The sequence below is a fragment of the Methylobacterium sp. GXS13 genome, from assembly GCF_001455965.1.
Taxonomy (GTDB): Bacteria; Pseudomonadota; Alphaproteobacteria; order Rhizobiales; family Beijerinckiaceae; genus Methylobacterium.
Map to the genome: position 1 here is coordinate 18,546 of NZ_LKKO01000021.1, position 20,064 is coordinate 38,609.

General features: G+C 66.9%; 10 protein-coding genes and 1 pseudogene. 9 read left to right on the forward strand and 2 right to left on the reverse strand.

The genetic code is table 11. The features are described from left to right. Window positions 1-283: 283 nt before the first annotated feature. From AO398_RS06695 to AO398_RS06715, 4 genes and pseudogenes are all read left to right on the forward strand, one after another. Complete coding sequence (locus AO398_RS06695) at window positions 284-3,667, forward strand: YadA-like family protein (RefSeq protein WP_160329314.1); 3,384 nt, start codon at window positions 284-286, stop codon at window positions 3,665-3,667. 1 nt (window position 3,668) lies between these two features. After that, window positions 3,669-4,307 (forward strand): invasion associated locus B family protein, encoded by a 639-nt coding sequence (locus AO398_RS06700; protein ID WP_058191245.1) that lies wholly within the window; start codon window positions 3,669-3,671, stop codon window positions 4,305-4,307. 181 nt (window positions 4,308-4,488) lie between these two features. Continuing rightward, window positions 4,489-5,687 (forward strand): annotated as a pseudogene (locus AO398_RS06705) (IS256 family transposase). A gap of 955 nt (window positions 5,688-6,642) precedes the next feature. Next, window positions 6,643-11,910: an autotransporter-associated beta strand repeat-containing protein gene (locus AO398_RS06715; protein ID WP_244498692.1), complete on the forward strand. Its 5,268-nt coding sequence runs from the start codon at window positions 6,643-6,645 to the stop codon at window positions 11,908-11,910. A 594-nt stretch (window positions 11,911-12,504) separates the two neighbouring features. Here AO398_RS06715 and AO398_RS06720 read toward each other — a convergent pair. Together AO398_RS06720 and AO398_RS06725 are read right to left on the reverse strand one after the other, a co-directional pair. Continuing rightward, a complete protein-coding gene (locus AO398_RS06720) occupies window positions 12,505-13,953 on the reverse strand; it encodes an IS1182 family transposase (protein WP_058191247.1) in 1,449 nt (482 codons plus the stop codon). A gap of 371 nt (window positions 13,954-14,324) precedes the next feature. Further along, window positions 14,325-15,311, reverse strand: coding sequence for a GlxA family transcriptional regulator (locus tag AO398_RS06725; RefSeq protein WP_082643159.1), 987 nt, complete (start codon window positions 15,309-15,311; stop codon window positions 14,325-14,327). 173 nt (window positions 15,312-15,484) lie between these two features. Here AO398_RS06725 and solA point away from each other — a divergent pair, with 173 nt between their 5' ends. From solA to AO398_RS06750, 5 genes are all read left to right on the forward strand, one after another. Further along, window positions 15,485-16,654, forward strand: coding sequence for an N-methyl-L-tryptophan oxidase (gene solA, locus AO398_RS06730; RefSeq protein ID WP_058191248.1), 1,170 nt, complete (start codon window positions 15,485-15,487; stop codon window positions 16,652-16,654). Between the two features lie 71 nt (window positions 16,655-16,725). Next, window positions 16,726-17,559, forward strand: a complete 834-nt coding sequence (locus AO398_RS06735; RefSeq protein ID WP_058191249.1) for a transporter substrate-binding domain-containing protein — start codon at window positions 16,726-16,728, stop codon at window positions 17,557-17,559. Between the two features lie 37 nt (window positions 17,560-17,596). Then, entirely contained in the window at window positions 17,597-18,346 is a 750-nt protein-coding gene (locus AO398_RS06740; protein WP_058191250.1) for an amino acid ABC transporter permease, read from the forward strand. Beyond that, window positions 18,343-19,206: an amino acid ABC transporter permease gene (locus AO398_RS06745; RefSeq protein WP_058191251.1), complete on the forward strand. Its 864-nt coding sequence runs from the start codon at window positions 18,343-18,345 to the stop codon at window positions 19,204-19,206. Before AO398_RS06740 ends, AO398_RS06745 begins: the two co-directional genes overlap by 4 nt. Window positions 19,207-19,223: 17 nt before the next feature. Further along, window positions 19,224-19,988 (forward strand): amino acid ABC transporter ATP-binding protein, encoded by a 765-nt coding sequence (locus AO398_RS06750; RefSeq protein WP_280139116.1) that lies wholly within the window; start codon window positions 19,224-19,226, stop codon window positions 19,986-19,988. Window positions 19,989-20,064 lie beyond the last annotated feature (76 nt).

The window sequence follows — 20,064 nt, forward strand, 5'->3', positions numbered from 1 at the left end:
CGTCATCGCCGGCGATGCTATCGCATTAACGATTGGAGGATCAAGAGTTAGAATTAGTTATAATAACCATTTGTTCATCTACTATACGTATCTATAACGGCGGTGAAAGCTGCCAAATATAACTTAGATACGACGGTCGTATAAAATAGTAGCGATTAGTTCGCCGGCGGCCGTATCTCGGGATGCGGTGCGGCCAAATGATCGAATGAAGTCTCTGAGTTTCGGCAAAGCGAATATGAGCCACACCTATAGAGAGCTTTCCAGGTGTATCCGCCGAGATTTATTGAATACGACCGCCGTTGCACTCGGTCTTGGCTTGCTTCTGACCGGATCAGCCCGCGCTCAAAGCTATCAGGCAGGTGGCGGATCCGTTCCCAACGATAGCAATAATGCGACAGCGATCGGGCCCGGAGCGACAGCCAGCGGTGATCGCTCATTCGCCGGGGGCTACAACGCCAACAGCGGCGGCGCCGACGCAACGGCGATCGGCTCAGGCGCGAGCGGCGGTGGTGCCGGATCGTTCGCCGGTGGGCTCAACGCGTCGGCGGCCGGAGCCGGCGCTGTCGCGATCGGCTCCGGCGCAAAGGCTCAGTCGGCGAAGAAAGTCCAGGGAATTATCAATTACCGCGACAGCAGCGGCACTGGCATAAGCGGTGCCGCGACGGGCGGTAACCCGGCGGGCGGCTCCAACGGCAGCACGACGCCGCCCAACGAGACGTCGGATGCCGGCTCGATCCCGTCGGGTACCGCGCTCGGATTGCGATCGACGGTCAGCACCGGCGGCGGTGTGGCCATTGGCTATAACAATGCTGCGGGCAACGCGGACTACAACTCGACCGCGATTGGAACCAGCAACGCCGCCAACGGCGCCTACGGGGTCGCGATCGGCTACGGCAACACGGCGAATGGTCGTTCGACGTTGTCGCTGGGCACGAGCAACCAGGCGTCGGGCGATATCGCCATCGCTCTCGGACGACAATCCTATGCCGTGGGTGACTTCTCGTTCGCTCAGGGCTTCATCGCCAGTGCCTACGGCCAGGATGCACTGGCCATCGGCCGCCTATCCGTCGCAGGGGAGAACGGCGGTAATTCGACGGCGAGCAACATTGCCATTGGTGACAACACGTCCGCCCAAGGTGGTTCGGCACTGGCAATCGGTAGCGGCGCCAAAGCGTCGTCGAAACAGTCCGTTGCAGTCGGCGCGAACGCCATGGCCCTGCGCGGGACGATTAGCGGCACGGAGGCGTATAGCGGCAACGCATTGAGTTCGGCCAACACGGAATTCTCGGTCGGCGCCTCCGGTACCGAGCGACAGATCACCAACGTTGCGGGTGGCCAGAACGACACCGATGCGGTCAACGTGCGTCAGCTCAGGGGCCTCGGCAACACACTCGGCACCACGCTCGGAAGCACGTTCGACGCTGCATCCAACACGTACACGCCGCCGACTTATTCGTTCGGGTCACAAAAATACGGCACGATTCCTGATCTTGTGGGGGCAGTCGACAGCTTGGCATTGCGCTACGACACGGATGGCGGCGGCAAGCGCTTGACCAGCATTGATCTGACCCGCGGCGGTGCGGTCGGATCGGCGGTTTCGATCACCGGCCTGGCTCCGGCGACGACGGACAATGGTGCCGTTGCGCTTTCACAATTGCCGCTGCGCTATGCGACCGCCACAAGCCCGACCGTCGCGAACCCAGCCGTACCGTCGAATGACGTGACCCTGGTCGGTTCGAACACCGGTGAGGCGGTGCTGCTTCACAATGTCGGACCCGGCAATATCACCTCGAGCAACTCGACGGATGCCGTCAATGGCGGCCAACTCTACACGACCAACCAGAAAGTCGCTGCGCTTCAAAACGGCAGCATCGGACTCGTCCAGCAGGATCAGGCCACCCGTACCATCAGCGTCGGGAAGAGCACCGATGGCGCCGTCGTCGATTTCACCGGGACCAATGGTGCCCGTCGGCTCACCGGCCTCTCCGCCGGGACGACCGACAATGACGCGGCAACGCTGGGTCAACTCCGCTCGAGCAGCGACGCGCTGGGCGGCGGCGCAGCGTACGACACGGCGACGGGGGCCTTCACGAAGCCGAGCTACAATGTCGGCGGGCAGATCTACCGCGATGTCGGTTCGGCTCTCGCGGCGAGCAACTCTCTTGCCGTCCAGTACGTACCGGATGGCAGCGGCAACCCGACGAACGTGATTGATCTTGCCAAGGGCGGCAGCACGGCCGTCTCCCTGCGTGGCGTCGCGTCGGGCCTGGTTGCGGCAGGCTCGACCGAGGCCGTCAACGGCGGCCAGCTTTACGCGGTCAGTAGCGGCGTTTCCGATCTGCAAAACGGGACCTCGGGTCTCGTGCGACAGGATGCGACGTCGCGCGCCATCTCGATCGGCGGCGCCACGGACGGAACACGGGTGTCTCTTGCCAACCAGAGTGGCACGGCGCGGACTTTGACGGGGGTCGGGGCGGGCCAGATTGCGGCCGGCAGCGTTCAAGCGGTCAACGGCGGCCAGATCTATGCGGTCAGCGCCTCCCTGGCCTCGGTTCTGGGCGGCGGCGCTGGGGTTGCCGGCGATGGGACGCTGACCGCCCCCAGCTATGTAATCCAGGGCACGAGCTACCACAGCGTCGGGAACGCCCTTGGCGGCCTCGACGCGGCGGTAACGAATCTCAGCACCAACGGCAGCCGCTATGTCGCCGTTCGGAGCACCGGCGCTGCGGCACAGGCCATCGGCGCCGACTCCGTCGCGATCGGTCCTGCGGCGTCGGTGACCGCAGACCGGGGCGTCGCCCTCGGGGCGGGTGCGGTGGCCAATCGTGCGGGTATGGCCGGGGCCGCCGAGGCCTTCTCCGGCGTCGCGGTGAACTCGACACAGGGCGCGATCTGGGGGGGGGCCGAGGGGGCGGAACGCCAGATCACCAACGTGGCCGGCGGAACCCAGGACACCGACGCGGTGAATGTGCGCCAAGTCCGAACACTGGGTGCCAACTTGGCCAGCGCGCTGGGTGGCGGGGCCGGCGTCGCAGCGGATGGCAGTGTCACGGCGCCGAGCTACATGATCGGCGGTCAGAGATACGCCAGCGTCGGCGCCGCCCTCGGCGCCGTCGACACGTTCGGGGTCCGATACGACGTCGATCCCTCCACCGGCGGCCGCGGTCAGACCATGACGCTCGCCGGGAGCGACCCGAACCAGCCGGTGTTGATCCGTAACGTTGCGGCGGGCGTGCTCGCCACCGATGGCGCCAATACCGGGCAGGTGGCACAGGCCAGAGCCGAGGCCAACGCCTATACCGACCGAAGCATCGCGACGGCTTCGGCCGCGAGTACCGCCTACACCGATGCCGCCGTGGCACCGTTGCAGAAGCAGTTGAGCACCTTCGGCAGTCAGCTGGTCGATCTCAATCGACAAGTCGGCGAGGCTCGCGCGGACGCGCGGCGCGGCGCAGCGATCGGTCTAGCGGCGGCGGCCCTCCGCTTCGACGACCGGCCGGGCAAACTCAGCGTCGCCGCCGGCGGAGGCGCGTGGCGCGGCGAGGCTGCCGCGTCCTTTGGCGTCGGATACACTTTGCCGGACGGGACAGCGCGGGTGAACGCCACCGGTGTCGCGGCGGGCCGCGATTTCGGGATCGGCGCCGGCGCAAGCTTCACCTTGAACTGAGATGCCGAACGTGCGGCTGCCGCGGACGCTATCGCTACTGGGCTACGCGATCGCGCTCATGATCGGCGCCGGGTTGCTATCGCCGGCTCAGGCGCAAGCGTTCCTGCGTGGCAGCCTCACCGAGGATCAGCCGATCGCCTCTGTCGCCGAGCCCGCTTACCAAGTGAAGCCCGTCGACGGGGCCCCGGTTGGCCCGGGCATTCGTCGGGTCCTCGAACGGTTCCTGAGCTGGACATCGATCTGTGATGAGGCGAAAGGTCGTCGGGTTTGCAACATCGTGCAATCAATCGCTGCTTCAGACGGCCGTCTTGCGTTTAGCTGGTCGATCGCTGCCACCGCGTCGGGCGAGCCGGTTTTTTTGGTGCGCGCACCGGTAACTGACTTCCCCGCCCACACGGTCACGCTGGATTTCGGAGGCCGTGAGACCGTGCTGCGTCTCACGTCTTGCGACGCCAGTCTTTGCGTCGGCTTCCTGCCGGTCGACCCCATGATGATCCGCCACATCCGTGACAGGGGTACGGTAAAAATACAATACTGGACCGCAGATGGTCTGCCCAGAGTCGAGATGACATCGTCCCTGGATGGACTTGCACGCGCCCTCATTAGCCTACACGGAACAAGCGCCCGGGCAAAATCGTAGCGCGTCATCGCTCCTATCCCGGTCGTGTCCCGGGTGGTGGTGTAGCTCGCCGGTAGCAGGAGAGCCCGGCTGCGCGCCCTATACAGCGCTGTAGCAGACGGGATCTCTCGCGGGGTGGTCATCGGCGGTTGCCGGGTAGGGTCGGGTTGCGAGTACCAACCCCGAACCCGAGAGACCCTCGATGACCGACGAGATGATGAGCCGTCGCGGCGTGACGGAGAAGAGCGCCGACACAGATCTCCTGCGCGAGATGATCGGCTTTGCGGCCGAACGGCTGATGGAGTTGGAGGTGGGGGCCTGACTGGCGCGGCTCACGGCGAGAAGAGCGCCGAGCGGCTGGTCCAGCGCAACGGCTACCGTGATCGGGATTGGCAGACGCGCGCCGGCACGGTGGAGTTACGCATCCCCAAGCTGCGCAAGGACTCGTACTTCCCCAGCTTCTTGGAGCCACGACGCTTGGCCGAGAAAGCGCTCACGGCTGTGATCCAGGAGGCCTACATCCAGGGCATCTCGACCCGCTCGGTCGATGATCTCGTCCAAGCCATGGGGCGGCACGGGTGTGTCGAAGAGCCAGGTCAGCCGGCTCTGCCAGGAGATCGACGAACGCGTGGGCGCGTTCCTCGACCGGCCGATCGAAGGTGAGTGGCCGTATCTCTGGATCGATGCGACTGACGTGAAGGTGCGCCAGGACGGACGCATCGTCTTGGTCGCCGTCATCGTGGCGGTCGGCGTGAACAGTGATGGCCGTCGTGAGGTGCTGGGCATGGATGTCGGCCCCTCCGAAGCCGAGACGTTCTGGACGGACTTTTTCCGCAAGCTTGCCCGCCGGGGCCTGCGCGGTGTGAAGCTGGTGATCTCGGACGCCCATGAGGGCATCAAGGCGTCGGTGGCCAAGGTCATGAACGCGACCTGGCAGCGCTGCCGCGTCCACTTCATGCGCAACGTCCTCGCCCATGCCGGGCGCAGCGGGCGGCGTGTCGTCTCCACCTTCATCGCCACGGCGTTCGCCCAGGATGACGCCGAAACGGCCCGGCTCCAGTGGCGGCGGGTGGCCGATCAGCTCCGGCCGAAGGTCCTCAAGCTCGCGACCCTGATGGATACGGCCGAGCCCGACGTGCTGGCCTACATGGCTTCCCGGCCGCCCACCGGGTCAAGCTCCACTCCACGAACCCGCTGGAGCGCCTGAACGGCGAGATCAAGCGCCGGACCGAGGTGGTCGGCATCTTCCCCAACGAAGGAGCCATCACCCGCCTCATCGGCGCGATCCTGCTGGAGCAGAATGACGAATGGGCCGTCCAGCGGTCCCGCTACATCACCCTGGAAGGCATCGCCCCGATCGGCGATGATCCCCTCGTCAGCCTGCCGACCTTGGCAGCCTGATCGTCCCGGCCCAAGCCGGTGATCGTGGTGGCCCTCCGCGAGCGACACCACGCCAGGGGACACGACCGATCAGATCCTTCCGGGATGCGAGCGCTACCACGATAGCCCGGATGCACGCGCACGCCGTTCCGGGCGTCGCCGGGACAGGACTTGATGAAGGCAAGGATCGGCGACCCGCTTCGGTATGGAGTGGCAAGCTCGGCAGCCGAGGGCGGCAGCCCGTAGACCCAGGCCCGTTCGCACTTACGACAGGTGCGGATCCGCTCCCACGCCGCTGCCGCTGCGAACCTCCTCGTGTTCACTGCTGAGCGGTCCCGTGCCGCCGTTCAGCGGCGGGAGACGTAGTGTTGTTCGGACAAGAGCAATTGGTCTGACCGCAAACCGAAGTGCCATGTCGTGGCATTTAAATCACACGGCGTACGGAAACATCTTCTACCCCGCGCACGGCCACGACGGCGGCTCATGGTACTTCTGCGGAAGCAAGCAAGAAGCATGCCATTATATAATGTAGCCGGGACATCGTCGGAAGCATCTCGAAGCATTTCTGGTCGTTATTGACATATAAATACGAACACTTTTGGCTATTATTATACTTACAGATTGCAAAATCTTGCTTGATCAGGGTATTTTTTGAGATTTAATCTACGCCAATTCACACCGTTCGCCGCCGTTAGGTGTGATCAGCAACGATCTCTCACGGCGAACAACGGCGTTGTTTTCATTTCTGCGGGAAATCGAGCAGCTGAAGATGCGTAGACAAGCCTATGTCGATAGCACTGCTTGTGGTGGATCTGATCGTCGGCGAATGATCGCGACCGTACTGCGCCGTTCGACCCTCGGCCTCGCGGCATTGGGAGCCTCGGTCTCGCACCACGCCCTAGCCCAGAGCTTGGCCAGCACCGACCCCGCGAGTTGGCGCACGCCGGAGTACCGGGCGGATTGGGGTCTGGAGGCGATGCATGCGGCCGATGCATACGCGGCGGGCTATACCGGCCTAGGCGTCACCGTCGGGGTGGTCGATTCAGGTGTCTACAGCGCCCACCCGGAATTCGCCGATGGCCGGGTCAAGCCGCTGACCCTGACGGGGACATTCAGTGCGGACGGGTTCTACTTCATGGACTGGTTCGGAAGACCGATCGACCGCTCTCCACGGCCCACACGCTTCTCCAGTGATCAGCCCTATAACGTTCCTGGTACGTACAATCCTGCCTATAACGATCCCCATGGGACACATGTGACCGGGACAATCGGGGCTTCCCGCGACGGGGTCGGCATGCACGGTGTCGCGTTCAACGCGAATGTCTACGTGACCAACACACAGGCTACCGACGAGATGACGTACGGGGCCAATGCGGATTACGCATATTTCAAAAATGCTTACGGTAGCCTGGCTGCGGCCGGTGCCCGCGCGATCAATACATCCTGGGGAAATTCACCACCGTCAGATAACTATAACACTCTCGTCGGACTAAGGAGTTCCTATTTAAATTTCTTGGACAAAAAAACTCATCTCGACGCAATGAGAGATGTCGTCAAGCAATATGACCCCATATTGGTATTTGCTGCCGGAAATAATCACACCGCCAATCCAGACATTCGAGCGGCTATACCGTATTTTCAGCCGGATCTCGAACGGAACTGGGTTGCGGTGGGAGCCGTTCGAAAAGGCAATGATGGCCGCTTCGACCCCGGAAGCGTGGCATTGGATTGGTATACCGTTAAAGCAGGGGTTTCAAAATATTGGTATGTCGCCGCACCCGGCACTGCGATCGTCAGCACCGTACCGCCTTCGACTTCGAAAGATGTCTGGCCGCCGAGTCACTGGAACATCGATCCTGCGCACCAGACCGGCTACACGGCGGTGATGGGGACCTCGATGGCCGCGCCGCATGCCACCGGCGCGCTCGCCGTGATCATGCAGCGCTATCCCTACATGACCAACCAGCAGGCCCGCGATGTCCTGCTCACCACCGCCTATCACCGCAACGCGGTCGATGGCGTTCCGGACGCCAATCCCAACGCCCCTAACGCCATCTGGGGCTGGGGCGTGATCGACCTCAACAAGGCCATGAAAGGCCCCGGGCAGTTCCTCGGGGCCGTCGCGGCCAACCTTCCGGCCGGCACGATGGACACCTGGTCCAACGATATCTCAGAGGACGCGCTGGTCCAACGCAAGCAGGAGAACGACGCAGAAGCCGCCGCTTGGCCGACCCGCAAGGCGGCCCTGGATCCGCAGCTCAATATCACGGCTCTACAGGCCTCCATACCGACAACCCGCGCCACCCTCGACAGCGTCGTCAAGGCGTTACGCAGCGGGCGCCAAGACGCCTTCCTCGACTCCGTCAAAGCGAACGATGCGAACCCTATCGGAATCAGGGTTTTTGGCTCGTTCCTTGATAGCCGCAGATACTGGTACTACTGGCCGTTCGATAAAATATCGCCAAAACAACGGGCATTTATTGGTGACCGGTTGGCAGAATATCTTGCAGACCCGAACAGTGCCCAGTATGCGCAGGTCGCTGCCGGTATCGCGGCAGAGTGGCAGGCCGAGGTTCAGGTCGAGCCCAACCGCATCGCCTCGTTCGCGTCGATCCCGACCAGCGGTAGCCTGATCAAACTTGGCGCCGGCACCCTGACGCTCACCGGGACCAACACCTATTCCGGCGGCACCACCTTCGCCGGCGGCATCCTTTCGGTCGCGCGCGACGCCAGCCTCGGCGCTGCCGCGGCCCCGCTCAGCTTCGACGGCGGCGTCCTTCAGGTCACCGGCACCAACTTCACCGCCACCGACCGGCCAATCACCTGGGCGAATGGCGGCGGCGGACTCGATATCGCCGACCCGGCCAACACCTTCACCCTCAGCCAGTCGCTCGCCGGATCCGGCGGCCTGGCCAAGCTCGGCGTCGGCACACTCGCGCTCTCCGGCACCAACACCTATGCCGGCCCGACCACCATCGCGGCCGGCACCCTGCGGGCGATCGGCGGCCAGGCCATCGGCGACCGCAGCGCCGTGCTGGTCGGCGCCGGCGCCACCCTGGCGCTCGCCGACAGCGAGACCGTTGGCTCCCTCGCCGGCCAGGGCCGCGTCGCGCTAGGTACCGCCCGGCTCACCGCCGGTGGCGACGGCTCCTCCACCAGCCTCGCTGGGACGATCGATGGCACCGGCGGCCTGACCAAGGCCGGGGCCGGTACCCTGACGCTCTCTGGCACCAACACCTATACCGGCGGCACCACCATCGCGGCCGGAACCCTCCAGGTCGGCGCCGGCGGCACCTCGGGCAGCCTCGTCGGCGACATCACCAATGCCGGCACACTGGCATTCAACCGCGCCGACGACACCACCTTCGCGGGCGCCGTCTCCGGAACTGGCGCCCTCGCCAAGCGCGGCGCCGGAACGCTCACGCTCACCGGCGCCAACACCTATACCGGCGGCACCACCATCGCGGTCGGAACCCTCCAGGTCGGCAATGGCGGCACCACGGGTAGCCTCGTCGGCGACGTCGCCGATGCCGGCACCCTGGCGTTCAACCGCGCCGACGCAGTTACCTTTGCAGGCACCATCTCAGGACCCGGCAACCTGACCAAGCTCGGCACCGGCACCCTGACGCTCACCGCCGCCCACAGCTTCACCGGCCTGACCACCGTCGCCGGCGGCGGCCTCAACCTCACCGCCAGCGCCAGCCTGGCCTCTCCAGTGCTGACCCTGGCCGGCACCACGCTGACCAATGCCGGGACGCTCGCCGGCGGCCTGAGCAATGCCGGCACCGCGCTCACCAGCGGCACTATCGCGGGCGGGGTGACCAACACCGGCTCGCTCACCGCCACCGGGGGCGCCCTCAACGGCGCGATCCGCAACGCCGGGCAGATCGCCGTCACGGGGCCGGTGTCCTCCGATGTTGGCTTCGCCAACGCCGCCCAAGCCAGCCTGATCGTCTCCGGACGCTACGACCTCGCCGGCGGCCTCACCAACGCCGGCACCGTCGCAGTAGTCGATGGCGGCCGCCTCGTCGCCGGCAGCGTCGCCAATGCCGGCCTGCTCACCATCGCGGCGCAAGGGAGCGTCGTCGACGACCTGGTCAACACCGGCCGCCTGGTCAATGCCGGGTCCTACACCGCCGATGGCGTCAACGCCCCGGGCGGCACGCTGGTCAACACCGGCAGCTTCACCACCGTCTCGGCCCCGCTCGCCAACGCCGGCACCCTGGTCACCACAGCCACGCTCACCGGCGGCCTGTCCAACACCGGCCTGGTCCAGGCCGCGGGCGTGCTCGCCGGGTCGGTGAGCAACGCCCCGGGTGGCGTCATCGCCCTCACCGGCCCGACCACCGGCATAACCCGGTTGACCAACGACGGCGCGTTCGACCTCGGCGGCACCGCCCTGACGGTGGGCTCGCTCACCGGCACCAATGCCGGCGCGACCCTCGGCAACGGCCAGATCACCGTCGGCACCGACGGCAGCTCGACCGACTATGCCGGGCAGATCGTCGACGGCGGCCGGCCGACCAGCCTGACCAAGGTCGGCGCCGGCACCCTGACGCTATCCGGGTTCAACACGTTCTCCGGGCCGATCACCATCCAGGGCGGCGACCTCGCGGTCACCGGCGCCCTGCCTAACGCTGCGCTCACGTTCGGGGGCGGCAGCCGGCTCACCGGCGACGGCTGGTTCGGCAGCCTCAGCCTCGGCGCCGGCAGCGTGCTCAGCCCCGGCGCCGCCCCGGGGGCTGGATCGAGCCCCCTCGGCCTGATCCGCGTCGCCGGCAACCTCACCCTGGCGCCGGGCTCGGTCTATCGGGTCGACGCTACCGCCGACGGCCAGGCCGACCGGGTCGCGGTCGGCGGCAGTGCCACGGTGGCTGGCGCCCGGGTCGAGGCGGTGGCCGGCGCCGGCACCTACGCGCCGCGCACCCGATACACCATCCTGAGTGCCGCGGGCGGGATCCGGGGCCGGTTCGACGGCGTCACCAGCACCTTCGCGTTCCTGACCCCGTTCCTCGGCTACGAGCCCGGGGCCGTGACCCTGACCCTGGCGCGCAACGACCTCGACTTCGCCGCGGTCGCCCGGACCCGCAACCAGCGCGCCGCGGCCGCAGCCGTGCAGGCCGGGGCGGTGGGCTCGGTCCTGTACGACGCGGTCGCGACCCTGTCGGCGGGCCAGGCCCGGGCGGCCTTCGCCGGGATGGCGGGCGACGCCCATGCCAGCCTCGCCTCGACCGCCTTCGCCACGGCCGGCCTCACCCGCGAGGCGGTGCTCGACCGGCTGCGCTGGGGGGGCGCCTCTGAGCTGCGCGACTACGGCAGCCTGCCGGCGACCTACACGGCCGACCGGCCCGGAGAGCCGGTGGAGCCGGTGGCGGTTCCGGCGCGGGTGTTCGACCCGCGGGTGGTCGGCCTGTGGGGCCAGGGTCTGGGCAGCCTCGGCCACGTCCGCGCCGACGGCAACGCCGCCGCCCTGTCGCGCCAGAGCGCGGGCTTCGTCATGGGCGTCGACGCGCGCCTGGATACCTTTGGGATCGGCGGCCTGCGGCTGGGCGTGGCCGGCGGCCATGTCGAGACCACGCTCGCCAGCCCCGGCCAGGTCCAGACCGGGACACTCGCGAGCACCTTCGGCGGCGTCTACGGCAGCCTGGAGGCGGGTCCGGCGGTGCTGCGGTTCGGGGCGCTGGCGGCGGACGAGCCGGCGCGGCTGCGCCGGGTGGTGGCGTTCCCGGGCCTGACCGACACGCCGACCGCCCGCACCGGCGGGCGCAGCGTCCAGGGCTTCGGCGAGGCCGGCTACCGGATCGCGCTCGGCGCCGGCTCGGTGCTGGAGCCGTTCGTCGGCGCCGGGGCGGTGGCGCTGGGCCGGGACCGCTTCGCCGAGCAGGGCGGGGCGGCGGCGTTGACGGGGTCGGCCCGCGCCAGCCTGCTGCCGACCGCGACCGCGGGCGTGCGCGCCGAGGCGCAGCTCGATCCGGAGGCGGCGCTGCCGGTGTCGGTGCACGCGCTCGCCGGCTATCGGCGCACCTTCGGCAACCTCGTCCCGAACGCGGTTCTGGCGTTCCGCGGCACGGGGGCGCGGTTCGTGAGCGCCGGCCTGCCGATCGACCGGGACGCGCTGGTGGCGGAGGCCGGGCTGGCGGTGATGCTCACCCCGGCGGCCAGCCTTGGCCTGTCCTACACCGGCCAGATCGGCGCCCGCGCCCAGGACCACGCCGCAAGGGGCGCCTTCACCCTCAGGTTCTGAGGCGTCCTGCGCTCGGCGGGGATCGTCGGCCTCCCCGCCGAGCTTACCGCTCCAATGTGCTCGGCCCCAGCGTCCTTGGCAGAGGCCGCCGGGATGGAGAACTCGAAGGTGAGATCGAGCAGCTTGATAAGCGGTCTCTTCCGCTGACGATCAGCAGCGACGGTCAGATATGGTCGGAGAGGGGAGGGGGCCCAAACGATGCGACATGATGAGATAAAGTGGAGATCCTCGATTCCAATTTAACACAAGAAACTGGCCCACACGCGTCGATTCCGACCCAATTTCGACGAAAGCCGCATTTATCAAGCCCGTAGACAATATTCGCATAACATACGCTTCGGAACGAGGCGGGCCGTGATAGTCCGCCGCCGTGTGCGACCCTGTGTGTGCCCTGGGAAGGTCCGCTTCCGGGCTCACGAGAGGCGTCGGCCTCCAGCTGGGTTGGGTGGATTTTCGCCAGTCTGCTCTAGGGCGGCGATCCACGGAAGCGGACATCGTCGGTGAGCCTGCTCTCGACCGAGGCCGTGTGAGAACACAGATCCATCAGGTTCAGGGCGAAGGTCCTGAGAGTGTCGCAGAGCGAAGGGGTGGCCTTCAGGCCCGGAGCGCCGCCATCAGCGAACCGACCCCGAAGATCTGGATCATCCGCTTCATGTTGTAGGCCAGAACCTGCAGGCTCATCTCTGTTCTGAGCTTGGCCGAGATCCGGGTCAGGAGGTGGGTCGCTCCCATCCAGGCCTTCAGTGTGCCGAATGGGTGCTCGACGGTCTGGCGACGGATCTTCATCGCGTCCGGCATCCGGTCGAGCCGCGCCTGCATCGCGTCGAGGACGCCCGCATGCACCCAGCGTTTGACACGGCGCGTCTCCGCCGGCGTGCAGCAGGGCTTGAGCGCGCAATCGAGACAGGCCGTCAGGTTGCGGTAGTGGTCCATCTCGTCGCCCTCGGCCCGGCGATCGGACCGGGCCGGCCCCTTGGTCAGGTGCTGGCCGGCCGGACAGGTGTAGTGATCCTGTTCGGCGTCGTAGACGACGTCCTGGCCCGTGAAGAGGCCACGCTTGGCATAACCCGAGGTCAGGGTCTTTGGCACGCAGGGCAGCACGCCTGTGCCTTCGCAGGCCAGGACCTGCTCGCCGTTGAGGTAGCCCCGGTCGGCCAGCACCGTGAGCGTGTCGCATCCCGTCGCCGCCTGCGCCAGAAGCCCCATCGGCGCGAGTTGCGCCCGGTCGCTCCCGATGTTGGTCACGTCGTGTGCCACGATCAGGTGATGCTCGGCATCCACGGCCACCTGGACGTTGTAGCCGACCATGCCGGTGCCCTTGCCGCGGGTCGCCATGGAGCGCGCATCGGGATCGGTCAGCGAGACCTGGCCGTCAACTGCGGCCTCGACCTGCCGGCTTCGTGCCCGGAGAACCTGCATCAGCTCGCGCAGGCCCGCGATCTTCTGCCTGAGCCGCGTCGTGCGCGCCTCGGCGATGTCGCTCGGCTCGCGGTCGGCCCGGTCCAGCGTCGCAAGATAACGGCCGATGCTCGCCTCGACCTGCGCCAGGCGCGCCTCGACCTTGGCGGTGGTAAAGTTCGTGTCGCGGTTATTGACCGCCTTGAACTTGCTGCCGTCGATGGCGACGACGGCGTTGCTGAACAGGTTCAGCCGACGGCAAAGCACCACGAACTGTGCGCAGGCGGCCTGGATTGCCGGACCGTTATCCTTGCGGAAGTCGGTCAGCGTCTTGAAGTCGGGCATCAGCCGACCGGTCAGCCAGATCAGCTCAATGTTGCGCTGGCTCTCGCGTTCGAGGCGCCGGCTCGATGGGACGCGGTTGAGGTGGCCGTAGAGATAGATCTTGAGCAGGATCGCCGGATGGTCGGCGGGACGGCCCGTTGCCTCTGGAACGGCGCCCGCGAAGGGAAGCGTTGTCAGATCGAGCTCATCGACGAACACTTCGACGAGGCGAACCGGATTGTCGCCGGTGATATAGTCGTCCAGGCAATCGGGAAGCAGCGTGATCTGCTGACGGTCCTCACCTGCGATGAAGCGCTTCATCCCGACCTTCGAGATCGGAATTTACTCTATCAGATCAGCACGTTTTCACACAGCCTGCACCCTTCTCGGACCTTCAGAAGGCCCGCATGCTGGCAATCTGAGCGGCTTTGAATGACCAAGGCTGTCCGAAAGCGGAATATCGACTTTCAGGTGAGCGGACAGTCGAAGCAGACATGATTTAATAGCTTGCACCTTAGCGTTTTTGCGCCGAGGTGGCGCTGCCGTGCATCACGGATTGGCAACCGGCAACTTAGAGATCGAGTCGTTTTGTGGCCAGTTCGACCCATGTCTCAACTGACGAAATCCTTAAGGCGCCACATGTCAGATCACCCCGGAAATCGAGCTTGACGGTTCTCTAGTTTTATATCGTCTCAACGTTCCGAGGATGGACTGCAGCCGAAATGAGACTTGTAGATTCGTGAAAAATGGGCTGCGCTTGAAAAGCCGCAGGCCGTCGCGATCTCCCCGATCCGGAGGGGGCTCTGACGCAGCAGGCGGCGGCTATGAGCGAGGCGGATCGCTCGGTACTGGGCCGAGAAGCTCAGGCCCCGCTTGTCGAGGAAGAGGCGGTCGAGGTGACGTTCGCTAACGGAGGCGAGGCGGGCCATGGCGCGGCGGCCGAGCGGCGCCTCGACCGTCTTCTCCATGGTCTCGATGACGGCGAGCAGGGCTGGATGGTGGACCTCGTAACGCTCGGCCGTCGAGGCGCGCTGCGGGTCATCGGCGGCACCAACCGCCGTATGGAGGAACCAGTCCGAGACGCGGCGCGCGAACGCCGCCCCCATGCGCTCGGCGATCAGCGTGTAGGCCATGTCGAGGGGGGCGACGCCGCCGCCGCAGGTCAGGCGGTCGGCATCGGCGACGTAGCGCGCGCTCGTGAGGCGTACATCCGGAAACGCCTCGACGGTGGCGCCCGCGTACTCCCAATGAACGGTGAAAGCACGATCCGCCAGCAGGCCGGCCGCCGCCATCAGGTAGGGGCCGCCCGAGATGCCGCCGATACGCACGCCGAACCGGGCCATGCGCCGCAAAGCTGCGTGGATCGCGGGGCTGTTCCAGCCGGTCGGCTCGCCGCCCGCGCAGATGAAGACCGTCTGCAGGTGACCACGCTCGCGCGGTAATTCCTCGCAGGGAATCTCCGCGCCCGAGGAGGACGCGACGGAGCCCTCCGTCTCCGCGAAGTAGCGCAGCCGGTAGAGGGCCCGGCCGGCGAGGTAATTGGCTGCCCGGAACGGCTCGCAGGCCGACGCGAACGACATCAGCGCAAAGCCCGGCACGAGGATGAAGCCGATCTCGTACGGACGATCCCCCGGTGCGGAAGGGGTTTCGTCCGGCGTCGAGGCTTCAGATTGGCTCATGCGTGAAAGAAACCGTCTGCTGCGGTCAAGCGCAACGACCGGGGCGCGTCATTCTTGGGGACGCTTCCTCGTCCCGCTTGAGATCGCCCCCGGATGCCCGGTTCCACCGCCCTGCGCCTGTCGCCGCTGAAGACCGCGTCCCGTCGCCGGAGCGGTGCGCGGGGAGAGCGGCCATGACGGGGCGGGTCGACGTCGCGGTCCTGGGCCTCGGGGCCATGGGCAGCGCCACCCTCTATCAGCTGGCCAAGCGCGGTGCCGCAGTGATCGGGCTCGACCGCTTCGCGCCGCCGCACGCGCTCGGGTCGAGCCATGGCGAGACCCGGATCACGCGCCAGGCCGTCGGCGAGGGGAGCGACTACGTCCCCTTCGTCACCGCCGCGCATCGGATCTGGCGGGACTTGGAAGCGGAAACGGGCGAGACCCTGCTGAACGCCTGCGGCGCTCTGGTCATGGCCCCCGGTCACGGTATCTCGTCCCACCACGGCAAGCCGGATTTCGTCGGCCGCTCGATCAGCGCCGCGCAAGGGGCCGGGATCGCGCACGAGGTGCTCGACGGGGCCGAGGTCGCCCGCCGCTTCCCGCAATTCCTGAATCTCGCCGGCGACGAGAAGGCCTATTACGAGCCGGGCGGCGGCACCGTGTTCCCGGAGCGCTGCATCGCGGCGCAACTCACCCGTGCGGCCGCCCTGGGGGCGGAGGTCCGGACCGGCTGCGAGGTCCTGGCGCTGCGGCAGGAGGGAGCCGGCGTCCGCATCGAGACGGCCGACGGCGTGATCCTGGCCGACCGCGCGGTGGTCGCGGCCGGCGCCTGGAGCGCTCCGCTCCTCGGCCGGCCGTTCGACCGGCTGCTGACGGTTCGGCGCCAGCTCCTGCACTGGTACGCCCTGGCAGACGAAGCCGCCTATGGGCCGCGCTCGCCCGTCTTCATCTGGATGTACGGGACGGGGGACACGGACTACCTCTACGGCTTCCCGCCCATGGCGGGGGAGCGCTCCATCAAGGTCGCCACCGAGCAGTACAGCACCGTCACCACCGCCGACGCGGTCGAGCGCCGCGTCGATCCGTCGGAATCCGACGCGATGTACCGGCTGCGGGTCGAGAACCGGCTGGCCGGCACCACCCCGGAGGTCGTGCGAACCGCCGCCTGCGTCTACACGGTGACCCCCGATCGCGGCTTCATCATCGACCGGCATCCCGAGATGGATCGGGTCCTCGTGGTCTCCGCCTGCTCGGGGCACGGCTTCAAGCATTCGGCGGGCATCGGCGAGGCCGTTGCCGCGGACCTCTCCGGGGGCGCCGGGCGACCCGACCTCACGCCGTTCGCGCTCGCACGCTTCGGTTGATCCGCCGGCCGATGGCTCGTGGATTGCTAGAAACCATGCCAAGATCAGATCATCCGCGCAGGACCGAGCCGATGCGACACACGATCCGCACCTTCCTGACCCTCGGTGCCCTGGCGGTGGCCTCGGCCCTCGCGGTGCCCGGCCAAGCGTCGGCCGCGGACGGCGTCGACGCGATCAAGCAGCGCGGGACGCTGATCGTCGGCGTGAAGGCCGACTACAAGCCCTTCGGGTTCCGGGATCCGAGCGGTACGATCATCGGGCTTGAGCCCGATCTCGCCGCCGACCTCGCCAAGCGCCTGGGCGTGAAGCTCGAACTCGTGCCGGTGGTCTCGGCCAACCGGATCGAGTTCCTCCAGCAGGGCAAGGTCGATCTTCTGATCGCCACGCTCTCGGACAAGCCGGAGCGCCGCCGGGTCGTGCAGGCCATCGACCCGCAATACTATTCCGATTTCGTCAACGTGCTGCTGCCCAAGACCTCCGGCATCACCGACTGGGCCCAGCTGAAGGGCAAGCCGCTCTGCGCGACCTCGGGGGCTTGGTACAACAAGGACGTCGCCCGCACCTACGGGGCGGAGATCGTCGCCTTCGACGGCTCCGAGAAGCCGCTCTTCGCGCTCAAGCAGGGCAACTGCCTCGGCTACGTCTACGACCAGAGCATGCTCCAGGGTAAGCTGCTCGACGACGACTGGAAGTCCGGCTACGCCCTGCCCCTCAAGGGGATCCTCGACGCGCCGTGGATAATGGCGGTCGCGCAGGGCAACACCACGCTCCAGACGATGGTCGAGGCCGCAACCAAGGACTGGATGAAGACCGGCTTCGTCGTCGCCGGCGAGCGGAAGTGGGGCATCGAGCCCACCGCCTACTCGAAGGCGATGCACGAGAAGTACAAGAACGCGACCAACTGATGCGCGTGCGTTCGACGAGCTGGGACGTCCGTCCGCGATGATCGAGGCGGTCCAGGCGTGGTTCCAGCGTCTCTACGAGACGACGGGCTTCAATTTCACGATCTTCTACGACCCGTATGACTGGGACCGCTACGTCGCCGGCCTGCGGATGACGCTGCTGCTCGGGATCAGCACGATCCTGATCAGCCTCGTGATCGGCGCGGTCGGGGCGCTCCTGCAAAGCGGGCCGTCGCGCCTCCTGCGGGGGCTGGTCAACGGCTTCGTCGTCGTGTTCCGCAACACGCCGCCGCTGGTGCAGATCTTCTTCTTCTATTTCGGCCTCGGCACGCTCCTGCCGGACGTGCGCTCGGCCGACGGCCTGCGCACGCCGATCCTCGACAACGTGCAATGGGCGATCCTATCCCTGTCCCTGTTCGCGGGGGCGTTCAACGTCGAGATCTTCCGCTCCGGCATCGAGGCCGTGCCCAGGACCACCGTCGAGGCGGCCGAGGCGCTCGGCTACACCCGGTTCAAGGCCTACCGCCACGTCGTCCTGCCGCTGGCGCTCCGCGTCTGCCTGCCGGCGCTGAACAACAACCTGATCAACCTCCTGAAGACCACGACACTCGCCTACGCGATCGCGGTTCCCGAGACGCTCTACGCGGTCAAGCAGATCTGGTCGGAATCGCAGAACGTCCTCGAGATGATGCTCGTGCTGCTGGCGACCTACGCGGTCCTGGTCGGGGTGCTCGTGTGGATCATGCACCGCTGGGAGCGCGCGCTGCGCATCCCCGGATACGGCCGATGAGCGCTTCGGATCGCAAAGGCCCGCGCTCGGAAGGCTGGCCCGGCGATCTGCCGGTCCTGCTGCCGTTCGCGATTCCCGAGAACGCGCCGCCGGCGCGCCTGCGCCCCGTCCATGGCTGGCTGCTCTGCGGCCTTGCCGTCGTCGCCCTGCCGGCTTGGGCGCAGGCCGGGACCGCCGCCCTGTCCCCGCTGGACGTGGTCGTCAAATGGGCGCCGCTCCTGCTCACGGGCTTCGCCTTCAACGTCGCGATCTCTCTCATGGCGATGGCGATCGGCACGGTGGCCGGCATCGGGCTCGGGCTGGCGATGCTGGCCGAGGGCCGAGTGCTTCCGCGCATCGCGTGGTCCGCCACGCAGGTGTTCCGCAACGTGCCCTGGCTGGTGCTGCTGTTCTTCGTGATGTTCCTGGTGCCGTTCCAGGTCACGGTGTTCGGGATCCGCGTGCCGCTGCCGGACTGGCTGAAGGCGACGTTCGGCTTCAGCCTGCCGGTGATGGCCAACGTCGCCGAGATCGTGCGCGGCGCGGTGCGCTCGGTGCCGAACACGCAATGGGAGGCGGCCGAATCCCTGGCCTTCACCCGGCGGCAGACGCTATGGCGCATCATCCTGCCGCAATGCACGAAGCGCATGCTGCCGCCCTGGATGAACGTCTATGCGCTCATCGCGATGGCGACCGTGCAGGCGTCGATCGTCGGGGTTACCGAGATGCTGACCCTGACAGCGCAGGTGCACGCCGCCGAGGGCGGGCGCCCCGAGCTGTTCGCCCCGCTCTACGGCTTCGCCCTGCTCTGCTTCTTCCTCTACTGCTACCCGATCGACCGGCTGACCGCCGGCCTGGAACGCCGCTTCGAGACCCGCTGAGCAGGATGCGCGCGACCATGGTCAGCACCCCGTCCTCGAGCTGGACGCCCGATCAGCCGATCGTCCGCCTCGCCGACGTGCACAAGTCCTTCGGGACCTTCGAGGTCCTGAAGGGGATCAGCTTTGACGTGCGCAAGGGCGAGGTGGTCTGCATCATCGGACCCTCAGGTTCCGGCAAGTCGACGCTGATCCGCTGCGTCAACGCGCTGGTGCCGGTCACCGCGGGCTCGATCCAGGTCGAGGGGATCGAGGTGACGAATCCGCGTCTCGACAAGCTGGCGCTGCGCCGCAAGGTCGGGATGGTGTTCCAGCAGTACAACCTGTTCCCGCACAAGACCGCGCTGCAGAACGTGATGATGGCCCCCATCCACGTCCTCGGGCAGGACAGGCACGAGGTCGAGGTCCGAGCACGCGCCCTGCTCGCCAAGGTCCGGTTGGCCGGCAAGGAGGAGGCCTATCCCGGCGAGCTCTCCGGTGGCCAGCAGCAGCGCGTCGCCATCGCCCGCTCGCTGGCGATGCGGCCGGACGTGATGCTGTTCGACGAGGTCACCGCAGCCCTGGATCCGGAGACGGTCAAGGAGGTGCTGGTGACGATCCGGGAACTCGCCGAGGAAGGCATGACCTGCATGCTCGTCACGCACGAGATGAACTTCGCCCGCGACGTCGCCGACCACATCTACTTCACCGATCGCGGCGTGATCGTCGAGCACGGCCCGCCCGCGACGTTCTTCGCGTCCGCGCAGGATGAGCGGACGCGCCGCTTCCTCTCGCAGGTACTTTGACACTCCTTTTGCGAATGGCCCAGCATCGCGGTCTTGATGTCGAATGTCCGGTATAGAGGAGCGTTCGTGCCTCATT

Excerpts from the sequence above, each read along its gene's own strand:
- AO398_RS06700 (WP_058191245.1), top strand. The coding sequence starts at position 3,669 with ATGCCGAACGTGCGGCTGCCGCGGACGCTATCGCTACTGGGCTACGCG.
- AO398_RS06715 (WP_244498692.1), top strand. The coding sequence starts at position 6,643 with ATGCATGCGGCCGATGCATACGCGGCGGGCTATACCGGCCTAGGCGTC.
- AO398_RS06720 (WP_058191247.1), bottom strand. The coding sequence starts at position 13,953 with ATGAAGCGCTTCATCGCAGGTGAGGACCGTCAGCAGATCACGCTGCTT.
- AO398_RS06725 (WP_082643159.1), bottom strand. The coding sequence starts at position 15,311 with ATGAGCCAATCTGAAGCCTCGACGCCGGACGAAACCCCTTCCGCACCG.
- solA (WP_058191248.1), top strand. The coding sequence starts at position 15,485 with ATGACGGGGCGGGTCGACGTCGCGGTCCTGGGCCTCGGGGCCATGGGC.
- AO398_RS06735 (WP_058191249.1), top strand. The coding sequence starts at position 16,726 with ATGCGACACACGATCCGCACCTTCCTGACCCTCGGTGCCCTGGCGGTG.
- AO398_RS06740 (WP_058191250.1), top strand. The coding sequence starts at position 17,597 with ATGATCGAGGCGGTCCAGGCGTGGTTCCAGCGTCTCTACGAGACGACG.
- AO398_RS06745 (WP_058191251.1), top strand. The coding sequence starts at position 18,343 with ATGAGCGCTTCGGATCGCAAAGGCCCGCGCTCGGAAGGCTGGCCCGGC.
- AO398_RS06750 (WP_280139116.1), top strand. The coding sequence starts at position 19,224 with ATGGTCAGCACCCCGTCCTCGAGCTGGACGCCCGATCAGCCGATCGTC.